28 protein-coding genes are annotated in these 22,361 nt (G+C 69.7%); 15 read left to right on the top strand and 13 right to left on the bottom strand.

Features of this window, described 5'->3' with window-relative positions; translation table 11 throughout:
• Positions 1-32: 32 nt before the first annotated feature.
• From HD557_RS14665 to HD557_RS14655, 3 genes are read right to left on the bottom strand one after another with little or no spacing between them, the layout of a single operon-like run.
• Positions 33-659 carry an alpha/beta hydrolase gene (locus HD557_RS14665; protein ID WP_231380295.1) on the bottom strand — a complete coding sequence of 209 codons (627 nt, stop codon included), beginning with the start codon at positions 657-659 and terminating at the stop codon, positions 33-35.
• The gene (locus HD557_RS14660; protein ID WP_196874401.1) at positions 656-1,165 is read right to left on the bottom strand and encodes a VOC family protein; all 510 of its coding nucleotides are present in this window, start codon (positions 1,163-1,165) and stop codon (positions 656-658) included. Before HD557_RS14660 ends, HD557_RS14665 begins: the two co-directional genes overlap by 4 nt.
• 25 nt (positions 1,166-1,190) lie before the next feature.
• Positions 1,191-1,766, bottom strand: a complete 576-nt coding sequence (locus tag HD557_RS14655) for an NADPH-dependent F420 reductase (RefSeq protein WP_196874400.1) — start codon at positions 1,764-1,766, stop codon at positions 1,191-1,193.
• 107 nt (positions 1,767-1,873) lie between these two features.
• On the opposite strand from HD557_RS14655, the gene HD557_RS14650 reads away from it, so the two are divergent.
• The 4 genes from HD557_RS14650 to HD557_RS14635 all read left to right on the top strand — a co-directional run bounded on the left by HD557_RS14650 (position 1,874) and on the right by HD557_RS14635 (position 3,874).
• The gene (locus tag HD557_RS14650) at positions 1,874-2,365 is read left to right on the top strand and encodes a MarR family winged helix-turn-helix transcriptional regulator (protein WP_196874399.1); all 492 of its coding nucleotides are present in this window, start codon (positions 1,874-1,876) and stop codon (positions 2,363-2,365) included.
• A gap of 74 nt (positions 2,366-2,439) precedes the next feature.
• The gene (locus HD557_RS14645; RefSeq protein ID WP_196874398.1) at positions 2,440-3,198 is read left to right on the top strand and encodes an ArsR/SmtB family transcription factor; all 759 of its coding nucleotides are present in this window, start codon (positions 2,440-2,442) and stop codon (positions 3,196-3,198) included.
• 35 nt (positions 3,199-3,233) lie between these two features.
• Positions 3,234-3,602: a VOC family protein gene (locus tag HD557_RS14640; RefSeq protein WP_196874397.1), complete on the top strand. Its 369-nt coding sequence runs from the start codon at positions 3,234-3,236 to the stop codon at positions 3,600-3,602.
• Positions 3,599-3,874 carry a DUF1905 domain-containing protein gene (locus HD557_RS14635; RefSeq protein ID WP_196874396.1) on the top strand — a complete coding sequence of 92 codons (276 nt, stop codon included), beginning with the start codon at positions 3,599-3,601 and terminating at the stop codon, positions 3,872-3,874. The genes HD557_RS14640 and HD557_RS14635 overlap by 4 nt, the downstream gene beginning before the upstream one ends.
• Here HD557_RS14635 and HD557_RS14630 read toward each other — a convergent pair.
• Positions 3,858-4,469: a TetR/AcrR family transcriptional regulator gene (locus HD557_RS14630; RefSeq protein WP_196874395.1), complete on the bottom strand. Its 612-nt coding sequence runs from the start codon at positions 4,467-4,469 to the stop codon at positions 3,858-3,860. The two genes, HD557_RS14635 and HD557_RS14630, sit on opposite strands and share 17 nt — an antisense overlap.
• A gap of 61 nt (positions 4,470-4,530) precedes the next feature.
• Between HD557_RS14630 and HD557_RS14625 the strand changes: the two genes are divergently transcribed.
• Positions 4,531-5,793, top strand: coding sequence for an oxygenase MpaB family protein (locus HD557_RS14625; RefSeq protein ID WP_196874394.1), 1,263 nt, complete (start codon positions 4,531-4,533; stop codon positions 5,791-5,793).
• A 6-nt stretch (positions 5,794-5,799) separates the two neighbouring features.
• On the opposite strand, the gene HD557_RS14620 is transcribed toward HD557_RS14625, so the two are convergent.
• The 3 genes from HD557_RS14620 to HD557_RS14610 all read right to left on the bottom strand — a co-directional run bounded on the left by HD557_RS14620 (position 5,800) and on the right by HD557_RS14610 (position 8,343).
• On the bottom strand, positions 5,800-6,381 hold the full coding sequence (locus HD557_RS14620; RefSeq protein WP_196874393.1) for a TetR/AcrR family transcriptional regulator: 582 nt from the start codon (positions 6,379-6,381) through the stop codon (positions 5,800-5,802).
• A 61-nt stretch (positions 6,382-6,442) separates the two neighbouring features.
• Positions 6,443-6,928: a hypothetical protein gene (locus HD557_RS14615; RefSeq protein ID WP_196874392.1), complete on the bottom strand. Its 486-nt coding sequence runs from the start codon at positions 6,926-6,928 to the stop codon at positions 6,443-6,445.
• A complete protein-coding gene (locus tag HD557_RS14610) occupies positions 6,925-8,343 on the bottom strand; it encodes an MFS transporter (RefSeq protein WP_196874391.1) in 1,419 nt (472 codons plus the stop codon). Before HD557_RS14610 ends, HD557_RS14615 begins: the two co-directional genes overlap by 4 nt.
• Positions 8,344-8,436: 93 nt before the next feature.
• Between HD557_RS14610 and HD557_RS14605 the strand changes: the two genes are divergently transcribed.
• On the top strand, positions 8,437-9,006 hold the full coding sequence (locus tag HD557_RS14605) for a hypothetical protein (protein ID WP_196874390.1): 570 nt from the start codon (positions 8,437-8,439) through the stop codon (positions 9,004-9,006).
• Positions 9,007-9,147: 141 nt separating this feature from the next.
• Positions 9,148-9,546, top strand: a complete 399-nt coding sequence (locus tag HD557_RS14600; protein ID WP_196874389.1) for a hypothetical protein — start codon at positions 9,148-9,150, stop codon at positions 9,544-9,546.
• On the opposite strand, the gene HD557_RS14595 is transcribed toward HD557_RS14600, so the two are convergent.
• The gene (locus HD557_RS14595) at positions 9,491-10,402 is read right to left on the bottom strand and encodes a helix-turn-helix domain-containing protein (protein WP_231380294.1); all 912 of its coding nucleotides are present in this window, start codon (positions 10,400-10,402) and stop codon (positions 9,491-9,493) included. The two genes, HD557_RS14600 and HD557_RS14595, sit on opposite strands and share 56 nt — an antisense overlap.
• 76 nt (positions 10,403-10,478) lie before the next feature.
• On the opposite strand from HD557_RS14595, the gene HD557_RS14590 reads away from it, so the two are divergent.
• Positions 10,479-11,279, top strand: a complete 801-nt coding sequence (locus tag HD557_RS14590; protein WP_196874388.1) for an alpha/beta fold hydrolase — start codon at positions 10,479-10,481, stop codon at positions 11,277-11,279.
• 10 nt (positions 11,280-11,289) lie between these two features.
• Here HD557_RS14590 and HD557_RS14585 read toward each other — a convergent pair whose 3' ends face one another.
• Positions 11,290-11,781 (bottom strand): Lrp/AsnC family transcriptional regulator, encoded by a 492-nt coding sequence (locus HD557_RS14585; RefSeq protein WP_196874387.1) that lies wholly within the window; start codon positions 11,779-11,781, stop codon positions 11,290-11,292.
• Positions 11,782-11,886: 105 nt separating this feature from the next.
• Between HD557_RS14585 and HD557_RS14580 the strand changes: the two genes are divergently transcribed.
• The 3 genes from HD557_RS14580 to HD557_RS14570 all read left to right on the top strand — a co-directional run bounded on the left by HD557_RS14580 (position 11,887) and on the right by HD557_RS14570 (position 15,476).
• A complete protein-coding gene (locus HD557_RS14580) occupies positions 11,887-13,122 on the top strand; it encodes a trans-sulfuration enzyme family protein (RefSeq protein WP_196874386.1) in 1,236 nt (411 codons plus the stop codon).
• 122 nt (positions 13,123-13,244) lie between these two features.
• Positions 13,245-13,955, top strand: coding sequence for a hypothetical protein (locus HD557_RS14575; protein WP_196874385.1), 711 nt, complete (start codon positions 13,245-13,247; stop codon positions 13,953-13,955).
• Between the two features lie 69 nt (positions 13,956-14,024).
• Entirely contained in the window at positions 14,025-15,476 is a 1,452-nt protein-coding gene (locus HD557_RS14570) for a hypothetical protein (RefSeq protein WP_196874384.1), read from the top strand.
• Here HD557_RS14570 and HD557_RS14565 read toward each other — a convergent pair.
• Complete coding sequence (locus tag HD557_RS14565; protein WP_008361358.1) at positions 15,473-16,465, bottom strand: 5'-3' exonuclease; 993 nt, start codon at positions 16,463-16,465, stop codon at positions 15,473-15,475. The two genes, HD557_RS14570 and HD557_RS14565, sit on opposite strands and share 4 nt — an antisense overlap.
• The gene (gene zwf / locus HD557_RS14560; RefSeq protein ID WP_008361356.1) at positions 16,462-17,898 is read right to left on the bottom strand and encodes a glucose-6-phosphate dehydrogenase; all 1,437 of its coding nucleotides are present in this window, start codon (positions 17,896-17,898) and stop codon (positions 16,462-16,464) included. Before zwf ends, HD557_RS14565 begins: the two co-directional genes overlap by 4 nt.
• Before the next feature lie 111 nt (positions 17,899-18,009).
• On the opposite strand from zwf, the gene HD557_RS14555 reads away from it, so the two are divergent.
• Positions 18,010-18,222, top strand: coding sequence for a dodecin (locus HD557_RS14555; RefSeq protein WP_008361354.1), 213 nt, complete (start codon positions 18,010-18,012; stop codon positions 18,220-18,222).
• A 34-nt stretch (positions 18,223-18,256) separates the two neighbouring features.
• Here the strand turns inward: HD557_RS14555 and HD557_RS14550 are convergent, their stop codons facing one another.
• Positions 18,257-19,042, bottom strand: a complete 786-nt coding sequence (locus HD557_RS14550; protein ID WP_196874383.1) for a hypothetical protein — start codon at positions 19,040-19,042, stop codon at positions 18,257-18,259.
• Entirely contained in the window at positions 18,975-19,259 is a 285-nt protein-coding gene (locus HD557_RS14545; RefSeq protein ID WP_196874382.1) for a hypothetical protein, read from the bottom strand. Before HD557_RS14545 ends, HD557_RS14550 begins: the two co-directional genes overlap by 68 nt.
• 160 nt (positions 19,260-19,419) lie before the next feature.
• Between HD557_RS14545 and HD557_RS14540 the strand changes: the two genes are divergently transcribed.
• The 3 genes from HD557_RS14540 to HD557_RS14530 all read left to right on the top strand — a co-directional run bounded on the left by HD557_RS14540 (position 19,420) and on the right by HD557_RS14530 (position 22,216).
• On the top strand, positions 19,420-20,271 hold the full coding sequence (locus tag HD557_RS14540; RefSeq protein WP_196874381.1) for a GIY-YIG nuclease family protein: 852 nt from the start codon (positions 19,420-19,422) through the stop codon (positions 20,269-20,271).
• Positions 20,272-20,362: 91 nt separating this feature from the next.
• A complete protein-coding gene (locus HD557_RS14535) occupies positions 20,363-21,436 on the top strand; it encodes a class I SAM-dependent methyltransferase (protein ID WP_196874380.1) in 1,074 nt (357 codons plus the stop codon).
• A gap of 75 nt (positions 21,437-21,511) precedes the next feature.
• Entirely contained in the window at positions 21,512-22,216 is a 705-nt protein-coding gene (locus HD557_RS14530) for a class E sortase (protein ID WP_196874379.1), read from the top strand.
• Positions 22,217-22,361: the final 145 nt, after the last annotated feature.

Raw genomic sequence — 22,361 nt, 5'->3', positions numbered from 1 at the left:
GGGGTTCCTTCTCTCGTTGTGCGGGGGTTGGTTCAGGCGTGAGGTACGCGGGCGGTGACCCACGATGCGAGCTCGTGGAGCGCGGCCGGGGTGATGCCGTGTCCGCCGGGGTCCCGGTGCGCCACGGTCGGTGCGCCGGACTCCTCGAGCAGGTAGTGCCAGGTGCGGTCCAGCAGCTCGCGGGGGATGACCTGGTCGGAGTCGCCCTGGGCGACCATGACCGGCAGGTCCGCGAGGCGACCGGCCTCGACGGGGACGCCGGCGTCGAAGGGAAGCGTGCCGTGGAGGACGGCGACGCCGGCGAAGCGTCCGGGCTCCTGAAGCGCGAGCCCGCCGGCGAAGGCGGCGCCGCCGCTGAAGCCGACGAGGACGACCGGGCGGCCCTCCGGCGCGATGCCGTCGAGCCACTCCCGGAACCAGGTCGTCGTCTCCGCGAGCGAGGTGGCGACCGGGCGGCCGATCCCGCGGTTGGCGAACCAGGCGTACCCGCTGCCCTCCGCGATCGGCGCCCGCACGGCCACATAGGCCGGACCGTCGGGAAGGTGCTCGGCCAGCCCGATGATCTCGTGCTCGTGCGAGCCTCGGCCGTGCAGCAGGACGACCAGGGGAGCCTCGGGATCGGTGCTGCCGTGGGTCGCGGTGCGCACCGAGGTGCTCATCGGTCCTCCGTCCGGTTCAGCTCGGCGGCCGTACGGACGCCGCTCCAGCGGGCGACGTCCTTGGCCAGGTCGAGCCGGTCGACGGGAGCGGCGTTCTCGAAGTCGCCCCACTCGGCCCGCGGCAGCATCCACATGACCTCGAACTCGTTGCCGTCGGGGTCGGCGCCGTAGACGCTCTTGGTGGCGCCGTGGCTGGACTCTCCGGTGAACGCGCCGAGCTCGGCCAGGGTCATCCGGGCCTGCTCGAGCTCGTCGATCGTGTCGACCTGCCAGGCGAGGTGGTAGAGACCGAGCGAGCCGCGCGGTCGCGGCGGCTGGGCGCCGACCCCGAACAGTCCGAGGTCGTGGTGGTTGCCGGACCGGCGCAGCCGCAGGAACGCGGCGTTGGCACGCGGCTCGCGAGCCATGACCGTCATCCCGAACGCAGCCTCGTAGAAGGCGATGCTGCGTTCGAGATCGGCGACGAACAGGACGGCGTGGTTGAGACGTACCGGGTTGACGGTCATCGTGGACTCCTCAGGTGAGGGGCGATCAGGCGACGACGCCGAAGCCGCCGGTCCAGGGGATCTGCTCGGCGGCGGCCAGGGAGATCTGCAGGAAGCCGAGCGCCTCGAGCTCGCGGGCCCGCTTGAGCGCGCCGGCGTCGACGGCCCGCAGACCCGCGGAGGTGACGACCTCGGACAGCGCCGCCTTGGCGTCGGCGTCGTCGCCGGCGATCTGGACGGCCGTCGCCAGGTCACCGACGGTGCCCTCGGCCAGGGTGGCGGCGAAGGTCGTGTTGAACGCCTTCAGGACGCGGGAGTCCGGCAGCGCCGCCGCGAGCTCGGCGGTGGCGGAGCTGTCGGCGGGGACAGTGAGGGAGTCGAAGGTCTCGAAGTCCACCGGGTTGGTGATGTCGACGACGATCTTGCCGGCCAGCTCGGCGCCACGCTGGGCGAGGACCTCACCGAGGGCGGGGTAGGGGACGGCGAGGACGACGATGTCGCCGGTCGCGGGGGTGGCGGCGTCCGCCTTGCCGAGCAGCTGGGTCGGGTGGCCGCCGCGTGCGGCGACCGTCGCGATGGCCTGACCCATGTTGCCGGTGCCGATGATCGAGATGTCTGTCATGTCGCACTCCTCAGATGGAAGGTTGTTGCTACAACAAAACTCTCACGGAATGGTTGTAGCGTCAAGTTTTTGGTTGTAGCGACAAGCTGGCGGGCTACCATGGACCCGTGGACGATGTCTGGCTGGATGACGACGAGATGGCCGCCTGGCTGCGGCTGATCGCGATCGTGGAGCTGCTCCCCGGCGTGCTCGACTCCCAGCTGCGCCGAGATGCCGGCCTGACCCACTTCGAGTACTTCGTCCTGGCAGTGCTCTCCGAGGCCGACGACCGGACGCTGCGGATGACCGCCCTGGCTCATCGCACCAACGCGACCCTGGCGCGCCTCTCCCATGTGGTGCGCCGGCTCGAGGAGCGGGGTCTCGTGGAGCGGTTCCCGTGCCCGGAGGATGCGCGCGCGACCAACGCCCGGCTCACCGCCGCCGGCTGGGACGCGGTGGTCGCGGCTGCGCCCGGCCATGTCGCCAACGTACGCAGCCATGTGCTCGACGGGCTGACCGCGGAGCAGGTCCGGCAGTTGACGGAGGTCGGCGACGCCCTGCTCGCGCGCCTCGACCCGAAGGGCAAGATGACGGCCCTGTATCGGCCCGAGGCGCCGTAGGCGCTGCGGCTCCGTGGGCTTCGGGATCGCCGTTTTCCTTGACAGGAAACCAAATGGTTTCCTATTGTGGGGTTGTGGAACAGGTGTTTCGAGCTCTTGGTGACCCGACTCGGCGGGCGCTGCTCGACGCCCTGCTGCTGGAGGACGGACAGATGCTGTCCTCGCTGGTGAGCCGCCATTCCATGACTCGCCCGGCAGTCGCCAAGCATCTGGCGATCCTCGAGGAGGCGGGCCTGGTGGTCGTCGCCCGCAGGGGACGCGAGAAGCACCACTTCCTCAACGTGGTGCCGATCCGCGAGATCCATGACCGCTGGGTGACGAAATACACCGAGACCTGGGCGAGCGGCCTCGCCGACCTGAAACGAGACCTGGAGCGCACGATGGAGAAAGTCTTCGAGATCTACATCCGCACCACCCCGGAGCGACTGTGGGAGGCGATCACCGACCCGCAGATCCGCGCGAAGTATCACTTCGGCGCCGGCGTCCACTCCGACTGGACGCCGGGGTCGGGCTTCACCATGGTGCACCCCGGCTCCGAGCGGCCGCTCGCGGAGGGCGAGAACGTCGTCGTCGAGCCGCCGAGGCGACTCGTGCAGTCGATGCGCACGCTCTGGTCCGACGCCGCCGAGGAGCAGGGCACCACGCGGGTGACCTGGGAGATCGAGCCCGTCGGCGACTCCTGCCGCCTCACCGTGACCCATGACCAGCTGCGCGGCGACGCGCCCCCGGAGCTCTACGGCGGCTGGCCGATGATCCTGTCCGGCCTCAAGACGTGGCTGGAGACGGGGGAGACCCTGACCACCCCAGGATCACAGATGTACGGACCCAGCTGACGCCCCGTCGACGTCATCGACCGAGAGGAACCCTGATGAGCACCATCACCGATATCCGCACCGTCGGCATCACCACCGCCGACCAGGACAAGGCCATCGCCTTCTACCGTGACACCCTGGGCTTCGACGTACGACTCGACGTCGACGGACCGACCCGCTGGATCGAGGTCGCCCCGCCCGGTGGCGGTGTCTCGCTCGCCCTCGAGGCCGGGGACCGCCCGGCGGGGGAGATCAGCGAGACCGGGATCCGCTTCACCGTCCCCGACGCGGCCGCCGAGCGGGACGCACTCAGCTCTGGCGGGGTGAGCGTGGGGGAGCTGCTGAGGTGGCCGGGCGTGCCGCCGATGTTCACCTTCGACGACCCTGACGGGAACCGCTTCGTGATCATCGAGCAGGCGTCATGAGCACCCCGATCGACAAGACCTTCACCGCGACGCTGACCCGGAGCGGGGCGAAGGGCGGCTGGACCTACGTGGTCACCGACTGGACCGCGGAGTTCTTCGGCACCCGCGGCCTCGTCAGGGTCGCCGGGACGATCGACGCCCACCCCTTCGAGGCCTCCTTCATGGCCCTCGGCGACGGCACCCACAAGCTGCCGCTCAAGGCCGAGCTCCGCGAGGCGCTGGGCAAGTCCGCCGGCGACCCCGTCACCATCCATCTCACCGAACGCCGCTGAGATCGGTCTGGCTCAGGTAGCCCGCGGTGAGCGCCACCATCTCCTCCAGCACGGCCTCGCGCGGGTACGGCGGTCGGTCGAGCACCCAGCGCAGCGCGATGTTCTCCATGGCCACCACCAGCACCCACGCGGTGAGCTGCGCGTCGGGGCGGGTCCTCGCGACCGCCCCGGCGTGCAGATAGGCGGCGGTGAGATCGCGTACGCGGGTGACGAGTGCCGCGTGGCGGTCCCGGTTGCGGGAGGCGGGGAGCTCTTCGGTCAGGACGCGCAGGAGGGTCGGATCCTGCTCCAGCCCGGCGAGCAGCGCGTCGGCGACCGACCGGATCGCCGCCGTGCCGATGGTGTTCGTCTGCAGCGCCAACGCCGAGGCGGTGCGCTCGGAGACGTCCTCCCAGTAGCGGCTGATGACGATGTCGAGGATCGAGGCCTTGTCGGAGAAGTACTGGTAGAGCGATCCGGGGCTGATCCCCGCGGCGGCCGCGACCCGGTTGGTCGAGAACGACTCGTAGCCGTCGTCGACCAGCACCTGCCGTCCGGCCGCCAGGATGCGCTCGACCGTCGCCTTCGAGCGGGCCTGGGTGGGTGTCTTGCGCACGGGCCCAGACTAGGTGGAACGCGAATTGAAAGCGAGCTCCTGCTCGCATCACGCTGGAGCCATGACCACACTCGCGCAGCAGGGCACCGAACCCACCGGATTCCCCACACGTTTCCGCGAAGGCGAGGCCCGCGGCCGCCGTCTCGGCCGACCGTTGCGCCTCCTGGGGCGTGTCGAGGAGGTCGACGAGGAGCTGCTGGAGCGGATCGGGCGTGCCTTCGGCGAGCGGGACGAGGCCGGCGCGCGGCTCGCGGAGGCGATCCGGATGCGAGCCGGGACCTCGGGCAAGGTCACGATGGGCCAGCTGCGTACGGCTCTGGAGCACGGGGTCGCGGCGGTGGAGTCGCCGCCTTCGGCGCTCGCCGAGTTCTTCGCCCAGGTCGAGGCCACGCCGGAGTGGGTCGACTGGGACCTCGTCGACCAGGGCGGTCGCGTGTTCACGCGACTCGGCCAGAACGCGGCCGACGTGCTCCTGCAGCTCTCGCTCATCAGCGGCTACCGGTTCGGCGGCCCGCCGGACCTTCTCGTGGCCACCGGCGGCCTGACCGGCAGCACCACTCGCCGGCGCCTGGCCGAGACCCAGCACTGGGCGGTGAGCCTGCGCCGGCCCGGTGCGCTGCGACCGCCGGAGCCGGGTTCGAGCTCTGGGGAGGCGTGGCGGCTGACCGTCCACGTACGGGCCATGCATGCGCTGGTCAACGCGGGATTCGAGAAGCGGTGGGACACCGCCCGATGGGGCCTGCCGATCAACCAGGCCGACCAGGCGGCCACGCTGGGCCTGTTCGACGGCGTACTCATCATCGGCTGCCGGGCGCTGGGCGTGCCGATCTCCCGGCGGGACGCGCGAGCGCTGATGCATCTGTGGAAGTACGTCGGCTGGCTCATGGGCGTCGACGAGGACTTCCTCGTCGACGACGAGTGGGAGCGGCACCGGATCAACTATCACGTGCTGCTCGCCCAGGCGGAGATCTCCGAGGCCGGGCCGCAGCTGGCACAAGCCGCGGTCGAGGCACAGCGGGAGCGCCACTACCCGGGCTGGCCAGGGCCGTTGCGCCGGGTGCGTGGCTGGTACGAGGCCGAGCGACTCCTCTCGATGCTGACCGTCTTCCTCGGGCCCAGGTCGATGCGCGAGCTCGGCCTGCCGACGAGGCCGCCGTGGGCGCACGCGTACGTGGTGCCGATGAACCTGGTCAGGTATCGGGTCCTCGGCCGATCCGCGCGGGGCCGGGCTCGGCTGGAGAGGCGAGGCGACCGCAACGCCGAGTCGCTGCTGGCCGGCTACTTCGGCCCTGAGCACGCGTCGGTGGGCAACCTTCCGGAGTGAGCTCGGTCAGTCGCGGGCGGCGACGGGAGCCGTGAGGGCCGCCTGGATCGTGCCGTCGATCAGGTCGGCGGCGTCCGCGGTCTTGATCTCGCCGCGGTAGACGGCGCCGGAGGCGGCGTGGAGGACGCTCTGGAGCAAGGTCAGCTGCCACTCGAGCGGTTGGTCGTCGCGGAAGCTGCCATCACGACGACCCCGCTCCATGAGCGGTTTCCAGCGGCCGAGCAGCCCGACGTGGACCTCCTGGAACCGCTCGTGGGGCATGCTCTGCTCGGCGGCGACGATCAGCGCGCCGTACTGCTGCGTCAGCTGCCAGGACGCCTCGAGGAGCCGGGTCAGCGCCGCGCGGGGGTCGCCGTCGAGATCGATCGCGCCGAGCGCCTCGTCGGACTGCTGGATCGCGCGCTCGACGACCTGGGTGACCAGCGTGTCTCGGGACTCGAAGTGGCCGTAGAGGGTGACCCGGCCGACGCCGGCCACCTTGGCGATCTCGGCCACGCTCACGTCGGGATCGCGGGCGAGGCAGGCCGTCGCCGCGTCCATGATCGACTCGATGTTCTTGCGAGCGTCGGCGCGCTTCAGGGTCGTCATCGGCCAGAACCTCCCACGAGATGATGAACATCAGAGTACAGGTTAGGTTCGCTGGATCGGCTCACGCCCGCTGCTGCGTCGGGCGTGGCTCCTGGTCGGTGACTGATGAAGTCCGGATGTGGCCATGGGCGTGGTGGCCGTGGCTCCCGGAGTACTCGCCGGGGCGCGCGAGCATGGCGGCGAGCATGAGGAGCAGCATGAGTACGTGGCCGAGCAGCATCAGGCCGTCGGTGTCGATGACTCCGAACCACAGGAGCGGGAAGAGGGCCACGAAGCCTGCGTACATCGCTGCCGACATCTCCACGACCGACCGCCGGCCGTGGCCGCGGAAGCGCATCCAGGCGGCCATCGGGATCACCATCGTGGTGGCCATGACCAGCGACTCGACGTCGGCGCGATGTGTCCATGCGTCTGCGGACAGGCCGGCGGTGGCGAGCATCCAGAGCGGGTAGAGCACCATCATCCCGACGACCATCGCGATGATCATCTGCAGGTAGTGGAGCGCGAACGTGAGTGCGCGCGATCTCGGGCGGCGGGTCTTTGTCATGACGCGGTCTCCTGGTGGGTCTCGAGGGTTGCCGAAGGTCGGCCGGGGATGAGTGCTCCGGCGAGGACGGCCGCGAGGGCCGCGATCACCGCCGCGACCAGGTAGGCACGCTCGAAGCCGGTGGTGGTGCCCTCGACGAGGCTGGCCGCGGCGACGCCGGACATCACCGCGGCGCCGAGCGAGGCGCCGAGCTCGTGGAAGGTGCTCAGGATGCCGGAGGCGACGCCGGTGAGATGAGGCTCGACCTGGCTCAGCGCGGTCGCCGAGGCGACCACGAAGAGGACGCCCAGGCCGGCCGAGCCGATGCTGACCGCGACCACGGTCGTGAGCGTGCTCATGCTGATCGCGGGTACGACGAGCCCGGCGCCGGCGATGAGCAGCCCGACCACGCCGAGGGTGCGGGCGCCGATGCGACCGATGAACCTGCCGGCCAGCTGTGCGCCGACCATGGTCGCCGCGGCGACGGGCAGGAACAGCAGCCCGGTCGTGAGCGGGCCGTGCCCGGCGGAGCTCTGCAGGTAGAACGTGCCGAGGAAGAAGACCGCCACCATCAGCGCGGTCGCGACGAAGAGCACGAACGTTCCGGACAGCACCGGTCGCCGCGAGACGAGCGCCGGGTCGATCAGCGGATGCTGCGTACGCCGCAGCCAGCCGGCCAGCAGGAGGTAGCCGACGATGCCGGCGAGGACGAGCCCGGCCGTGCGGGGTGAGGTCCAGCCGCCGTCGCCGGCCTCGATGAAGCCGAGGATCAGGAGCCCGGTGGCGACGGTGACGATCAGGGCGCCGACGAGGTCGAGACGTACATCGCCTCCCCATGCGGGCAGCGGCGGGAGCAGCCGGGCGAGCAGGACCGCGACGACCACGCCGACGGGCACGTTGATCAGGAACACCCACTCCCAGCCCGGGCCGGCGGTGAGGGCTCCGCCGAGTAGGACGCCGATCGCCGCGCCGCCGGCGCCCAGCGCCGACCAGATCCCGAGCGCGCGGTTGCGCTCGTCGCCGTCGAAGAGCCGGACCACGGTCGAGAGGGCGGCGGGGGAGAGCATCGCCGCCCCGACGCCCTGGGCGACCCGGCCGCCGATCGCCAGCTCCGCGCTGGTGGCGAGGCCGGTGGCCAGGGAGGCCACGGTGAACACGGTCAGCCCGGTCAGCACCACCGGCTTCGGGCCGAACAGGTCGGCGGACCGGCCGCCGAGCAGCATCAACCCGCCGAACGCGAGCGTGTAGGCACTCACCACCCAGGTCAGCGCATCGCGCCCCAGCCCGAGATCGGCGCCCATGTGCGGCAGCGCGATCGCCACCACCGTGACGTCGAGGATGAGCATGAACTGGGCCAGGCCCAGCAGTCCGAGCAGCCGCCATCGACGAGGGTCCGCGGGCTGCTCCGTGGCGGGATCGTGTGTGGTTTCGGTCATGGTGCTCTCTCCTCCGCTAACATGAACAGTGATGTTCGAGATTATCTCGAACATCACTGTTCGACAACCGAGAATCACGACGGCAGGAGACTCATGAACCCGACAACGACCGCTCTTGCTGCGCCGGCGTACCTGAAGCGTCCGGTCTGGGGACACTGGCCGGCCGCGCTCGGGCTGGCAGCGGCGACGTTCCAGATCGTGACGGGAGTGGCGACCGACGCGGTCGCCCTCACCGTCACTGTCGCCGCGAGCTGCTACCTGGCCGCGGCCGCCCTCGGCCTGCGCTGGATCGCCTGGGCGAACATCCTCGTCGGCTCGATCGTGGCCATCCTGAGCGAGCTGGCCGGCGCTCCGTGGTGGCTCGGGCTCGCGGTCTTCGCCGCGGTTCTCGTCGTGGTCGGGCTGCTGCGCCGAACTCCCGTCCGCCCGCTCTCCGCCGAAGGGCTCGCGATGATCGGTTTCGGCGGCCTCGCGGTCGCGGCCGTGTTGATCTCGCCTCGACTCGGCCTGGCGCTGGCAGGTGTCGCGCTCGCCAGCCATGCGGCGTGGGACTACGTCCACTGGCGCCGCGACGCGGTGGTCCCGCGGTCGATGGCCGAGTTCTGCATCGCCCTGGACGTCGTCTTCGGTGCGGCCGCCATCACGCTGGCGATCATCGGATGACGCCCTGAGTGGCGTTCGACACGCTGACCGATCGAGTCCTTACCTTCCCGTTACCAGCGCTCAACGGCGCAGTCATCGCTGCCGGTCATGCTGGATACCGAGGATCCTTCCGACCCTGCAGTTCAAGTGAAGGAGGCGAAGATGGCAGTCGAAACACGACCCGCCGGGAACACCGACGTCCCGTCCACCGTGCACCGCGAGACCCGCATGGCACGATTCATCCGCTGGGCGGACGACTACACGCTGTGGGCGTTCAACCCGCCGGCCGCGCTGGCCGTGGGGGCGTCCCCGACGCGCAGGCTGGAGGCAGAGCTGCCGGTGGTTGCCGGCGTCGACGACCCGGTGGCTGCCCTCCGCGACCTCGAGCGCCTGCGCTGCACGGTCGACAAGCGCCTCGAGGACCTGCAGGAGGAGAGTGCGCAGGCCGTCCGGCTGCTGCGCCGTCGCGGCTGGTCGTTCGGACGGATCGCGGCCGAGACGGGTATCAGCAACGTACGCGTGGCGCAGCTCGCCCGGGCCTCGCTCGGCCGGGGGCGGTGAGACCCTCAGCCGGTGAGGGGCCGCCCGCGGCTCGGCGCATGAGAGTCGGCCACGCCTCCTGATCGACCGCAAGCCAGGGCGTGGTGGCGACGTCCAGAGGCGTCCTGTTCACGATCGAGCGCATCTCACGGTTGAGATGTGGCTGGTCGGCATAGCCCGCCTGAGCCGCCGCCTCTGCGGGCGGGACGCCCATGGCGAGAAGCCTCGCGGCCCGGTCGAAGCGGACGAGTCGGGCGGCATGCTTGGGGGAGAGCCCGACCTGGGCTCGGAAGCGGGACCACAGCCGCTGGCGGGACCAACCCGTCTCCTCGGCGAGGGCATGAACGCCGGACCGGCCGTGTCGGAGGTGGATCTGCTGCCAGACGTACGCGACCTCGGGGTCGACCGTGCGACGGGTGTCGAGTCGGCCACCGAGGAAGCGGAGGACCAGAGCGAATCGCTCCTCCCACGAGGTGGTGTCTCGTAGGTCGGCGCCGAGCCGCCTTGCCGCGGGCCCGAGGACGTCGTCGAGCTCGGTGACGTTGCCGACGAGCGCGGAGGTGTCCAGGACCTGGGCGGCGAGAACCGGCGACAGTCGCACCTGGAGGCACTCGCCGGCGGCTGAGCCGGAGAAACTCACGCGGCCCGGCAGCAGCCCGATCGCGGCGTCGCCCGGCGCACGCGTTCCTGCCCTGTCGTGGACGGCCCAGCCGTGGTCGCCGAGGTCGAAGAGCAGAGTGACCGCCGGGTGGGCGACCATCGCGATGTCGATGGGGTCGGTCCCCTCGTAGCGGAACCCAGCCATGTGGACGCCCGGGATGGACGTGGCGACGCCTGACCTATCGGGAATCGTGACGTCCACCCGCGACCAGTCCATGGCTTCAGGCTAGGGCCGCGGGCAAGGCCGACAATCGTTCAAGACGACCCGTCGCTCCGTGGGAGATCGTCGGAACATGACTGCGTACGAGACTCCGACCGTCCATGGTGTCCACCTCGTCCACGACGGACCGGAGACCGCACCACCGCTGCTCCTCATCCATGGTTCGGGAGCCAGTGGCTCGACGTGGGAGCCGATGGTTCCGGACCTCGCGGAGCGGTTCCGGGTGCTCCGGATCGACCTGCCGGGCTGCGGCAGGTCGAGCACGGCGACGACCTATGCCGTCCCCGATCAGGCCGATCGGGTCGCCGCCGTGCTGGATGATCTCGCTCTCGAGAAGGTGGCGGTCGTCGGCCATTCCAGCGGCGGGTACGTCGCCACCGCGTTGGCCGAGCGACGACCAGACCTGGTGGGGCAGCTGGCGCTGCTCAGCACCGGACCGAGCATGGAGGCACTGCGTCCGGAGCCGGCACTGGTCAAGCTGCTCACCGGGGCCGTGCTCGGTGCCGTGATCTGGCCGCTACGCACCGACGCGTTGCTCCGGAAGGGCATCGCCGCCACCGCTGCGCGGCCGGTGACGATCAGCGACGAGGCCGTCGACGACCTGAGGCGCACATCGTTCAAGACCTTCAGGGCGATCATGCGGGCGAACCGCGACTACCTTGCCGAGCAGAGCATCCCCGAGCGGCTGACCCGGATCGGGCGGCGGCCGCTCGTGATCTTCGGGGACGCGGACCCGCGCTGGGATCCTGCGTCCGCGCACGCGTACGACGTCGCGTCGGGCGGCCGCGTCGCGTACCTCGCGGGCGTGGGGCACGTTGCCATGCTGGAGGCACCGGCCGAGACGGCGCAGCTGCTGCTCGACTTCCTCGACTGAGCCGGGGGCGCTAGACGCTGTCGTGCGGCAGCACTCCCGGGCCCTCGCGGAGCTCGAAGACGAGCTGCGTCTCGGTCTGCCGTACGACGCGATGGACGGTCACGTGCTGCAGCACGAAGTCGCGCAGCGCCTCGGCGTCCTCGACGGCGACGTGGAGATGGAAGTCGTCGGCCCCGGCGACGTGAAAGGCCTGGATCACGCCGGGCGTGGTGGCCAGGTCGTCGTAGAGCTTCTCGACGTGCTCCTTGCTGTGGCTGCCGAGGCGGACCTTGATCACGGCCTGCAGCGGGTAGCCGAGGGAGCGGACGTCGACGTCGAGGCGGCGGCCGGTGATGACGCCGCTGTCGCGCAGTGCGCGCAGCCGGTAGGCGCAGGTCGACTCGGCCAGGCCGAGGCGCGCCGCGAGGGCCTTGTTGGTGAGCTCGGGGTTGTCGCCGAGCTCGCTCAGGATGCGGCGGTCGACGGAGTCGAGGGACGGTTGCGCTTTCGCCAACTGGGTCACCCTTGATCATGGGTCGCATTGCTCGAAAGCGGCAAGATCGCGGGTTCACCGGGATCTTCAGCAATCGATGTGGTCGGAACTTGTGATTCTCGCCACCATCTTGGCATGCCGCTTCACAACCCTCACCTCGACTCACTCGCCGTCCACGCCGGTCGGGAGGACCTGGCGATGCTCGGCGTCCACGCCCTCCCGCTCGACCTGTCCTCGACCAACCCGCTGCCCGACATCGAGCGCGGCGGCGAGTCCTACGAGGCGATGGCGACCGGCGGTCACCCGAACCCCGAGGGTGGGTACGTCTACCAGCGGCTGTGGAACCCGACGGTCGCCCGGTTCGAGTCGGCGCTGGCGAAGCTCGAGCGGGCCGAGACGTCGGTCGCCTACGCCTCGGGCATGGCGGCCATGACCGCGGCGATCATCGCCAGCACGTCGTTCAGCGGGAAGCGGCACGTCGTCGCGGTCCGGCCGCTGTACGGCGGGACCGACCACCTGCTCGCCTCCGGTCTGTTGGGTGTGGAGGTGACGTTCTGTGCCGAGCCCGAGGTCGCTGCCGGGGTCCGGGCCGACACGGCGCTCGTGGTGCTGGAGACGCCGGCGAACCCGACCCTCGACCTCGTCGACATCGCCGGTGTCGTCGCGGCCGCGGGGGACGTACCGGTGCTCGTGGACAACACCTTCGCCACCCCGGTCCTGCAGAACCCGCTCACCCTGGGAGCGGCGATGTCGCTGCACAGCGCCACCAAGTACATCGGCGGCCACGGCGACGTCGTCGGCGGCGTGATCGCCTGTGACGAGGAGACCGCCGCACGGTTGCGTCAGGTCCGCGCCGTCACCGGCGGCCTCCTGCATCCGCTGGGTGCGTACCTCCTGCACCGAGGCCTGGCCACCCTGCCCACGCGCATGCGCGCCCAGCAGGCCGGCGCGGTCTCGATCGCGGCGTGGCTGCGATCCCACCGGACGGTCGAGCAGGTCTACTTCCCGGGTCTCGATGACGACCGCGGCCTGGTCGGGAAGCAGATGAGCGGCCCCGGCGCGATGGTCACGATCGCGCTGCGCGGTGGGTACGAAGCCGCTGCCCGTGTCACCTCCTCGGTCCGGCTCTTCACCCACGCCGTCTCCCTCGGCGGCGTCGACTCCCTCATCCAGCACCCCGCCGGCCTCACCCACCGCCCCGTCGCCGCCCACGCCAAGCCGTCGGCGAACCTCGTACGTCTCTCCATCGGTCTGGAGTCCCCGGAGGACCTGATGGCCGACCTCGACGCCGCCCTCTCAGACGTGCCCGTCCCCACCGCCCGTACCGCAGACTCTGGGGTCCGCGCGGTTCTGTCGCCCGAGTTCGCCTGATCCTCAGGGAGCCGCGGTTTCGGGGTGCCGAAAACTCGGTACCCACCCTCGCGGTTCTCGCCTCGGGTGATCGCCGGGGAGGAACGTCGGCGCCACTTCGTCTACAGCCAAGGGTAGACGCGATGACGCAGAACGCGAACGTCGATGGCGAGGCAGCTGCCCCGACCGAGCTCCAGGAGCCGGAGCCGGTCGAGGAAAGCCCGGACGTGCAGAACCCGCCGGCGGTCGGCAAGTGGCCATGGCAGGTGTCGGCGGCCATCGCCGCGGTGGCTCTGATCGCGGTGCTGCTGGTCCTGGCGCTCGGCTGGGCCTACATCGTCCAGCACAACGAGGCACAGGAGCGGGCTGACTGGGAGCAGCTGCTCGGCATCATCGACCGGGTCCAGAACATCGCGCTCTTTGTTCTCGGCGCGCTCCTCGGGGTCTCGGTGACCGGCGCTGCGGCGAAGAGCGCCGCCAACGCCGCCGACCAGAACAAGAAGGAAGCCGAGAAGCAGCACGTCGCAGCCATGCAGAACATGCAGGCGGCCGAGAACAACATGAAGGTCGCAGAGCTCGCTGCCCAAGACGCGCGTGCCGCCGTTACGCAGCTCGCCGCCCAGATCGACCAGGTGAAGGCCGGCTCCGGCCGAGATGTCCTCGACCGGATCGGCGAGGACATCCAGGTCCTGGACCTGTCCGAGAGCGGCGTGCTCGACGCGCTGAGCGAGCTCGGCCGAAACGGCGGCGGGCGATACGTGGTGCTGCCGCAGTCCAGCCTCGATGCCGTACGCGCGCCCGACACCAGCGAAGCCGAGAAGCTGGTCGCCGACCTCCAAGAGCGGTGGGCGTGAGCCGGGTCCAGGAGATGGCCGAGCCGGGACTCGTGACCCATCTCAACCGTGGTGTGCGAGCATCAGGCCATGACTCGGGGGCGTTGGTTCGCGGTGGTTGCTGTGGCTGTGCTGATCGCGGGCGCTGTTGCCGGCGGTGTGCGGTGGTGGGGTTCGGACGGGCAGGCCGAACGGCGGTTGCAGGGCGAGGTCGCGCAGATGCCTGGCGTACGCGACGTCGACGCCGACGGCAAGCGAGTCGTGCTCGCCGACGGGATCACGGTGGAGCAGGCCGCGAAGGTCCTTGAGCGCTTGAACGCTGGGCCGGCGCGCGGTCGGTGGGTGGCTCGCCTTGGCGTCGCCGAGGTCGAGGCGCTTCCCGGCAGCCGCGATACTGCGGCCGCCCTGGTGACGTACGGTGCGCTTCGCGACGCCGAGGTCGAGCGGATCGAGCTCCGGGACCGATCCTTGCAGCTGCAGGCGCGCGTGACGGTTGCCGATGCGAGCGCGCGGGTCGGGATCGCGCAGAAGTTGTTCGCTCTGGTCGCTGCCGATCAGAGCCTGGCCAGGAGGTCGTGGGAGATCCTCGTCAACGGCGGCGGCGCGGACTCGGCGGGCGGAGATGCGGTCTGGGTCCGGCGTTCGCCGTTGGACGATCCCGACAAGACAGCTACCAGGTTGGGCCGGTTGGCCGAGGCCCTCCGGATGCCGGTGACGCTGGAGGTGGGTCGAGACGGTCGGATCTCCGACCTTCGCACTTCGGTCGGCGATGAGCGAGAGGCGCCTGCGGTCTGGAGTGCCGTCGAGAGCATCCTCGAGAAGGACGAGGTCGCTCGGATCGAGGTCGGTGAGGACCCCGACGCCGTCACGTACTCGGGTGCCGAAGGCCAGCGGATCGAGCCTGCTCTGGCTGCCGTCCGGAGTCTCCGTGGTGCGGGGGCGACGGCCGTGATCGAGATCGACATGGGTCTCACCGAGATCACGGCCGAGACCGCGACACTGAGCGACGTCGGTGCCGTCGGAGCGGCGGCGGTCGAGATCGATCCCCAGCTCGAGCTCGCCGTGACCTGGCCGGAGCCGGTCGAGTGGTACGGCGACAGCGCAGGCCCAGCACATATCGTGGACCGGCCTTCCGAGGTGGCCCGGGTTGCGCCGAGGCTGGCAGAGATAGCGAAGCTCGGCTACGTCATCCTCTGGGGACCTGACTTGGTCGGGGTCGACAAGCGAAGGCCGTACGTCCTGGCCTATCCCAAGCCAGAAGGATCCTTCCGGCCTGACGAGCTGCGGAAGGTGATGACGCTGCTGCGTGGAGTCGGTTGGCAGGACACGAGGCTGGTCGGTCTCGTCTCGGCGCCGTACGACTGCGGCGGCGAGGATGAGACCGGCACGATCGTGGCGTGGATACGGTCGACCGCGACGGGTCGGGGCGTTGTGGAGAAGACAGACTTCTCCAGACATGGCGTCGCGTGCGCGGAGCAGATCGACGCGGCCAGGCCGGAGGCCGAGAAGACGGCGACCGAGGCTTGGAACTCGACCGTCTAGAACGAGGTCGAGGCGGGGTTCGTGCTCAGCACCCGCTGCGCCACGGCCGTGGTCGCCTCGACACCGAGGAAGCCCACGACCCGGGTGACCCGGTCGATGTCGAGCGGGAGCAGGCCGGGGGTGCCGGGGATGTCCGGGGTGAGGCGTAGGTCGAGGTCCTCGTGGCAGGTCATCATGCCCAGGTTGAAGTCGTAGCGCTCCCGCGCGCCGGGCGCGGACAGGGCGCGGACGACGCGCGAGCCGATGCGGCGTACGCCGGTGTCGGCCGCCCACGCGTCGAGGACCTCGGTCACCTTCTGCCCGTCGTTGTCGGAGATGTCGGCCCACACGCCGTCCATGGGGCCGAACTGGTCGAGGAGCGCGGCGGCGGTCTTCTCGCCGATGCCGCTCACCCCGGGCAGGTTGTCGCTGGCGTCACCGCGGAGCGCGGCGTACTCGAGGTAGCGAGTGGCGGGAACGCCGTACATCGAATAGAGCCGGGCGGGGTTGAGCAGGGGAGAGCCGTTGATGCCGCCGTTGATCAGCCGTAGGACCTGGGTGTGCTCGCTGATCAGCGCGAACGCGTCGCGGTCGGAGGTGATGACGACGCAGTTCCAGCCGTTGCGGACCGCCCACGCCGCGGCGGAGGCATTGACGTCGTCGGCCTCGAGACCCGGGGGAGTGAGGGTCGCGAGCCCGAGGGCATCGAGCATCGCACCGGCGCGGCCGAGCTGCTCGACCAGCATCGGGTCCTTCTCGGCGCGTCCGGCCTTGTAGTCGGGATAGGCGTCGCGGCGTACGGACGCGGTGCGGTCGTCGAGCCCGAAGAGCACCGCGTCCGGGGCGAAGGCGTCGATCGAGTCGAGGATCTGCCGCAGCATGCCGTGCAGCGCCCAGGCGGGCCGCCCGGCACGGTCGACCATGCGAGTGTGCGCCCGCGCGTGATGGTTGCGGTGGAGCAGGGACGGCGCGTCGACGACGAGCAGGAGGCGGCGGGGCGCGCTGCTCACTGGTTCCTTCCCAGCCTCCAGCCGCCTTCTGGCAGCTCGAGCGCCGACTCCGGCCCCCAGGATCCCTGCGGGTAGCTGTGCACGGCGGGCCGGTGCTCGAGGACCGGCTGGCAGATCTCCCACAGCCGCTCGACCTCGCGCGCGCTGGTGAACAGGGTGCGGTCGCCGTTCATGACGTCGAGGAGCAGCCGCTCGTAGGCCTCCAGCGGGCCGGCGTCCGGTGCGTCGCAGGCGAGGTCGAGGCGGAACACCCCCTCGGTCAGCGCCATGCCGGGACCGGGGCGCTTGGCGCGTACCTCGATCTCGATATGGGCGTCGTCGCTGAGCTCGATCACCAGCTCGTTGGGCTGGGCCGAGCCAGGATCGGCCGGCTGCAGCCAGCGGTGCCGCGGGTCGGTGAACCGGATCGTGATCGTCCGCCGCCCGGCCGCGAGCGCTTTGCCGGTGCGCAGGTAGAACGGCACCCCGCGCCAGCGGTCGTTGTCGATCCACGCCTCGATCGCGACGTACGTCTCCACCTCGGAGTCGGCGGCGACGTCGGGCTCCTCGCGATAGCCGTCGTACTGCCCGAAGACCACGCGCTCGGGGTCCAGCGGCCGGACGGCCGCGAAGGCGGCGGCCTTCGCCGCACGGATCGCGCCCTCGCGGAACGCGTGCGGGTCCTCCATCGCCACGAACCCGAGCAGCTGGCACAGGTGGGTGGTGACCATGTCGCGCAGGCAGCCGGTGCCCTCGTAGAAGCTGCCGCGCCCCTTGACGGTGAGCTTCTCCGGTACGTCGATCTGCACCGACTCGATGCTGTGCCGGTTCCACGCGGGCTCGAAGAGGCCGTTGGCGAAACGCAGCGCCAGCAGGTTCTGCACGGCCTCCTTCCCGATGAAGTGGTCGATCCGGAAGATCTGCGGCTCGTCGAAGGCCTCGCTGAGCACGGCGTCGAGCTCGCGCGCCGAGGCGAGGTCGGTGCCGAACGGCTTCTCCGCGACCAGCCGGCTGCGCAGATTCAGCCCCTCACGGTCGAGCATCCCGACCATCGGCTCCACCGCCTGCGGCGGCACGGAGAGATAGAGAAGGCGCTGTACATCGCCCACCGTCTGCCCGCTGTCCAGCGCGAGCCGGTCCTCGGCCTCGTGCACCGCCTCGGCCAGCGCGGCGCCGTCGTCGGCGGAGGAGGCGACGAAGCGGATCCGCTCCAACAGCGGCCCCGCGACAGACTCATCGACGTCGCCGACGAACTCCTTCAGCGCCTGGCGAACCTGGTCGCGGAACTCGTCGTCGGTGCCCGGCGAGCGCCGCCCGCTGCCGATGACCGCGAACTGGTCGGGGAGCCGTTTGGCCAGGGCGAGCCGATACAGCCCGGGGAACAGCTTGCGCGCGGCCAGGTCGCCGGTCGCGCCGAAGAGAACGAGTACGTGCGGGGCTGGTTTGGAGGACACGTGCTCAGTCTCCCACTCGGGGTCACACCGGCAGGTCAGCGCGCCGGACCCCTTGCACGGTCTCGACCTCGGATCCATGGTGGATACATCCACCAACACGAGAGGCACGCCATGTCTGCGCACACCTACCGCGTCACCGAGATCGTCGGAACCTCCGAGGTCGGACTCGAGGACGCCATCCGCAGCGGCCTCGGTCGCGCCACCCAGACCCTGCGTCACCTGGACTGGTTCGAGGTCACCCAGATCCGCGGCCACCTCGAAGAGGGCGAGATCCAGCACTTCCAGGTCGGGCTCAAGGTCGGCTTCCGCATGGAGGATGACTGACCGGGCAGCCGCGCGGCCTCCGCGGAAGGAAGGCCTAGTTCGTACGAGACTTGCTGGGCCGTCGCTCGGGGTGACGAAGCAGATCGTCGACGTACTCCGCGAGCGGCACCGGACCGCTGGCCATGAGACCCAGAGGAACCTCGATCGCCGTTCCAGGTCCGGAGACGAGCAGCTGAACCTTCGGCTCAGGGGTGATCTCGACCCTGTCCAGTGCATCCCACGGAGCTGATGAGGCACGGCGGTAGCCGCGGTAGGTGACTAGGTCGTGCGTGAGCACCAGGCAGTTCAGTCTGTACTTGCCCAGCAGCATCATCACTAGCACCGGGAGGCAGGCCAGGGCGACGACCAGGGAGACTACGAACATCGTCGCCGAGCCTTCCTCGACGCCGTCGCGGACGACGGCCACTCCGAGTGCGATCGGATAAGTGACGATGCAGGCCAGCGCTGTCAGCAGCGCGAGTGCGAAGAACCGGGACCCCCGCAACACGACCTCGGCCGGGTTCTCTTCGATCACCAGAACGGCGGAACGGCGGCGTGCCATGCTCAGCACCAGCGCAACGGTCGGGAGCAGGACGACGGCGGCCATCAAGATGGCAGCGATTCGAGCTGAGGTCGAACCGGAGACCCAGAGGACCCAGAGACCGAGTCCGAGACCGACGATCACCAGCGCGATGAGTACGTAGACGCGAAGGACTGACTTCGAGAGGACGGGTGGTGCGGCGAACCGTCCGTCCGGGTTTTCTCGCGCAGCGTCAGTCCCAGAATGTGATGGCATCGCCCACTGCCTCCAGACCGTCGTCGATCTTCTCGCGAGTCTCATCTGAGGCCCGGTTCTTGTTAGACCGGTACATCGTTCGAAAGCGTCGGTCACCCACCCTTTCCGCCAGGAAGCGGCGCATCCTCTCGCCCTCCGACAACATGGCATCTGGGCCGAGGAGCGTGCCGTCGAGGTCGTTGAGGATCAAGGCGCTCAAAGGGTGCCGTTCTTGTCGGTCGTGAATGCGTGGCCGGTCAAAGTGTTGCTCCACATCATCCACGCCCATCATCGGTGATCAAACGCATGGGTCGATCGCCAAAAGTACCCGGTGTCAGCAGGCCGATACGGCGCGCGGCCGGCGTCCGTCGGTCTGCGGCACGAACCCTCATGGCTCATGGGAGGGTATGTCTGTGTACCCGGCGTATCCCACCCTTGGCCACGTGCTTGAGTCCGTCGGCGCCGACCATGAACCGCGGATCCGGTTGGAGGACATCCGCATCATCCGGCACGCGTTCAAGCCGAGCGACCACGCCGCTCTACGTGGGCCCGAGGACCTAACGGAAGAGCGGGTCCTGGCCTACACCCGTGAGCAGGAGATCTCGACGAGAAGATTCCCGGCGGATCCGGAGCGCTATTGGGTGGTCCTGATTGCCGACGGTCAGCGTCGATCACGCCTGTTCTGTGTATACGAGAACCACGGCGAGCTCGTTCCGGAGAGATCGGAGACGACTCGTGTTTTCGACCTACGGCGCACCGACTTCCTCGAGCCCCTGACCGGCCGCCTCGTCGTGGAGTGGAGCAGCCCGCGCAATTGGCATCGACATGCGACGAGCGCGGCCACGCTACCGGTGTTGGAGATCGCCGACCGCGACAAAGTCCCGTTCCCGGGGTTCGACCGTGTCTTGCTCCGCTTCCACGAGCTCCAAGAGATGACGACCGATCACCGTTACGCCGACTGGCGTGCAGCGCTGTCGGAGGTGCAGGGCATCTATCTGATCACAGACTCCTCGACGGGCCGCCAATACGTCGGGAAGGCTGACGGCGGTGAACGAATCCTTGGCCGATGGATGCAGTACGCCCGAGATGGCCATGGTGGCAACCTAGCTCTCCGCGAGCTCGCCACCGCGGTACGGGAGCACGGCGGACCTTTGGGCACCGACCATGCTCGTCACTTCGTGTTCAGTATCCTGCGGGTGTTTGGCCCGTCGACCTCGTCCACAGAGATCGATGCAGCAGAGTCGCACTATAAGAACGCCCTCATGACGCGCGAGTTCGGATTGAACCGAAACTGATCGCGCGGACGAGATCTAAGGCCGTACCTCAAACCAAGTAAGGTCCGAAACGGGCTGTGTGGGTGTGCGTGGCTCGACCCAAAGTGGATCGATGGACGCATCTCAGCAGACGGCGGATGAGGTTGCCGAGCGGCTCTTCGGGTCGCTCCTCGGCACGGTGGAGATCGTCTCGGTGTTCATCGGGGACCGGCTCGGTTGGTATCGGTCGCTGGCGGATGACGGGCCGGCGAGTGCGGCCGAGCTGGCGGAGCGTACGGGGACGCAGGTTCGGTACGCACGGGAGTGGCTCGAGCAGCAGGCGGTGAGTGGGCTGTTGGTGGTCGAGGCTGACGGCCGCCCTGACGAGCGGCGGTTCGCGATTCCGGCCAGTACGGCGGAGGTGATGACCGATCCGACGAGCCTGGCCTATCTGGTGCCCATCGCGCGGATGTTCGGGGCGGTGGGGCCGGTGCTGCCTCGGCTGATGGAGGCGTACCGGAATGGTGGTGGGGTGAGCTGGGACGACCTCGGCGATGACGCTCGGCAGTCGCAGGCGGATGCCAATCGGCCGTGGTACGAGAAGCAGCTCGGGCCGGCGCTGGCCGGTGTTCCCGTCGTCCACGACGCTCTCTCCGCGCCGGGGTGCCGGATTCTCGACGTGGGCTGCGGTGGGGGATGGTCGAGCATCGCCTTGGCTCGTGCCTACCCCGAGGCCACCGTGCTCGGCATCGACATCGACCAGCCCTCGGTCGACATGGCGGTGGCGAACGCGCGGGAGGCTGGGGTCGAGGATCGGGTGCGGTTCCTGTGCCAGGACGCCGCGACTGTTCAGGAGGGGACGGTGGATATGGCGTTCGCGTTCGAGTGCGTGCATGACATGCCGCGGCCGGTCGACGTCCTCAGCGCAGTCAGGAAGACGCTGGCGCCTGGGGGATCCATGGTCGTGATGGACGAGGCTGTGGCGGACAGCTTCGCTCCGGACGGCGATGAGCTGGAGCGGATCATGTACGGGTTCAGTCTGCTGGTGTGTCTTCCGGACGGGCTCTCCTCGCCGCCGAGCGTCGGAACCGGGACGGTGATGCGGCCGTCGACCCTGCAGAGCTACGGCGAGGCGGCGGGCTTCGGCGGGTTCGAGGTGCTGCCGATCGAGGAGTTCGGGTTCTGGCGCTTCTACCGGCTCTCCTGACGACATCCGTCCGATCGGGCTTGTCGCCGCGACGTACCGTGGATCTCCGTCCAGCAGCTTGCCCGAGGCGGCGCCATGAAGTTCACCTCATCCGGGGCCGCCCTCGCGGTCCTTGGCACACTCGCGGTCGGCGGGTGCGGCACAGAGGCCTCGTCGGTGAGCGGCACGTCGTCGGCCTCGCCCTCCGCCACGGCGTCCCCGACCGCTACGGCATCCTCGACCTCCTCTACGTCACCTACGCCCACCGAGACGGCGCCGTTGTCCTCCGACGGAAGGCCGTTGCGTGGCGAGCTGTCCATCCCGAAGATCGGCGTCAACGACCTGGAGGTCGTTCCGTACCGCGGGTGGACCGACGACGCTCCCGGGACGGAGATCCAGAACGGCGGCGTCGCGGCGAGCCCGTTCGGGCCTCGCGGCGGCACCGGCCCGGGCGGGATCGGCAACTACCAGGTGACCGCGCACCGGCTCTCATCGACGCAGGCTTTCCTCAGGCTGCCCGAGCTGAGGCGAGGCGACCGGGTCTCCGTGCGCACCGAGGAGGCGACGTACGTCTATCGCATCACCGCCACCCGGGAGACGTCGTTTCGGTCGGAGGCTTCGCTGCGGGCGCAGCGGGCGCCGGTCCCCGGCAGGCCCGGTGAGGAGCCCACCCGCGCGATGATCACGCTGTCGACCTGCGCCACGCCCGAGGACCACGCCGCCGGCAACTACTGGGCCGACGAGTTCGACAATCCTGAGCACCGTATCGACAAGATCGGGGTGCTCGTCGCAGTGCGATGAGCGACAGGTGGCCGATCACGTGCTCGTACCCCAAATTGGTATCGATCATCTGAGATCCCGTGGTGCCGGGCGCGGCGATCGCTAGCGTCGTGCGCCGTGATGCGAGCTCTCCTCCGTGACCGCCCAGGGCTCGTTGTCGGCGTAC

Origin of the sequence: Nocardioides luteus (assembly GCF_015752315.1) — a bacterium.
In the GTDB taxonomy this organism is placed as follows: Bacteria; Actinomycetota; Actinomycetes; order Propionibacteriales; family Nocardioidaceae; genus Nocardioides.
This window is presented reverse-complemented; position numbering and strand designations above follow the sequence as displayed.

Excerpts from the sequence above, each read along its gene's own strand:
- HD557_RS14570 (WP_196874384.1), top strand. The coding sequence starts at position 14,025 with ATGACTCGGGGGCGTTGGTTCGCGGTGGTTGCTGTGGCTGTGCTGATC.
- HD557_RS14640 (WP_196874397.1), top strand. The coding sequence starts at position 3,234 with ATGAGCACCATCACCGATATCCGCACCGTCGGCATCACCACCGCCGAC.
- HD557_RS14580 (WP_196874386.1), top strand. The coding sequence starts at position 11,887 with ATGCCGCTTCACAACCCTCACCTCGACTCACTCGCCGTCCACGCCGGT.
- HD557_RS14605 (WP_196874390.1), top strand. The coding sequence starts at position 8,437 with ATGAACCCGACAACGACCGCTCTTGCTGCGCCGGCGTACCTGAAGCGT.
- HD557_RS14600 (WP_196874389.1), top strand. The coding sequence starts at position 9,148 with ATGGCAGTCGAAACACGACCCGCCGGGAACACCGACGTCCCGTCCACC.
- HD557_RS14620 (WP_196874393.1), bottom strand. The coding sequence starts at position 6,381 with ATGACGACCCTGAAGCGCGCCGACGCTCGCAAGAACATCGAGTCGATC.
- HD557_RS14615 (WP_196874392.1), bottom strand. The coding sequence starts at position 6,928 with ATGACAAAGACCCGCCGCCCGAGATCGCGCGCACTCACGTTCGCGCTC.
- HD557_RS14665 (WP_231380295.1), bottom strand. The coding sequence starts at position 659 with ATGAGCACCTCGGTGCGCACCGCGACCCACGGCAGCACCGATCCCGAG.
- HD557_RS14575 (WP_196874385.1), top strand. The coding sequence starts at position 13,245 with ATGACGCAGAACGCGAACGTCGATGGCGAGGCAGCTGCCCCGACCGAG.
- HD557_RS14535 (WP_196874380.1), top strand. The coding sequence starts at position 20,363 with ATGGACGCATCTCAGCAGACGGCGGATGAGGTTGCCGAGCGGCTCTTC.
- HD557_RS14660 (WP_196874401.1), bottom strand. The coding sequence starts at position 1,165 with ATGACCGTCAACCCGGTACGTCTCAACCACGCCGTCCTGTTCGTCGCC.
- HD557_RS14530 (WP_196874379.1), top strand. The coding sequence starts at position 21,512 with ATGAAGTTCACCTCATCCGGGGCCGCCCTCGCGGTCCTTGGCACACTC.
- HD557_RS14555 (WP_008361354.1), top strand. The coding sequence starts at position 18,010 with ATGTCTGCGCACACCTACCGCGTCACCGAGATCGTCGGAACCTCCGAG.
- HD557_RS14610 (WP_196874391.1), bottom strand. The coding sequence starts at position 8,343 with ATGACCGAAACCACACACGATCCCGCCACGGAGCAGCCCGCGGACCCT.
- HD557_RS14590 (WP_196874388.1), top strand. The coding sequence starts at position 10,479 with ATGACTGCGTACGAGACTCCGACCGTCCATGGTGTCCACCTCGTCCAC.
- HD557_RS14625 (WP_196874394.1), top strand. The coding sequence starts at position 4,531 with ATGACCACACTCGCGCAGCAGGGCACCGAACCCACCGGATTCCCCACA.
- HD557_RS14595 (WP_231380294.1), bottom strand. The coding sequence starts at position 10,402 with ATGGACTGGTCGCGGGTGGACGTCACGATTCCCGATAGGTCAGGCGTC.
- HD557_RS14635 (WP_196874396.1), top strand. The coding sequence starts at position 3,599 with ATGAGCACCCCGATCGACAAGACCTTCACCGCGACGCTGACCCGGAGC.
- HD557_RS14655 (WP_196874400.1), bottom strand. The coding sequence starts at position 1,766 with ATGACAGACATCTCGATCATCGGCACCGGCAACATGGGTCAGGCCATC.
- HD557_RS14550 (WP_196874383.1), bottom strand. The coding sequence starts at position 19,042 with ATGAGACTCGCGAGAAGATCGACGACGGTCTGGAGGCAGTGGGCGATG.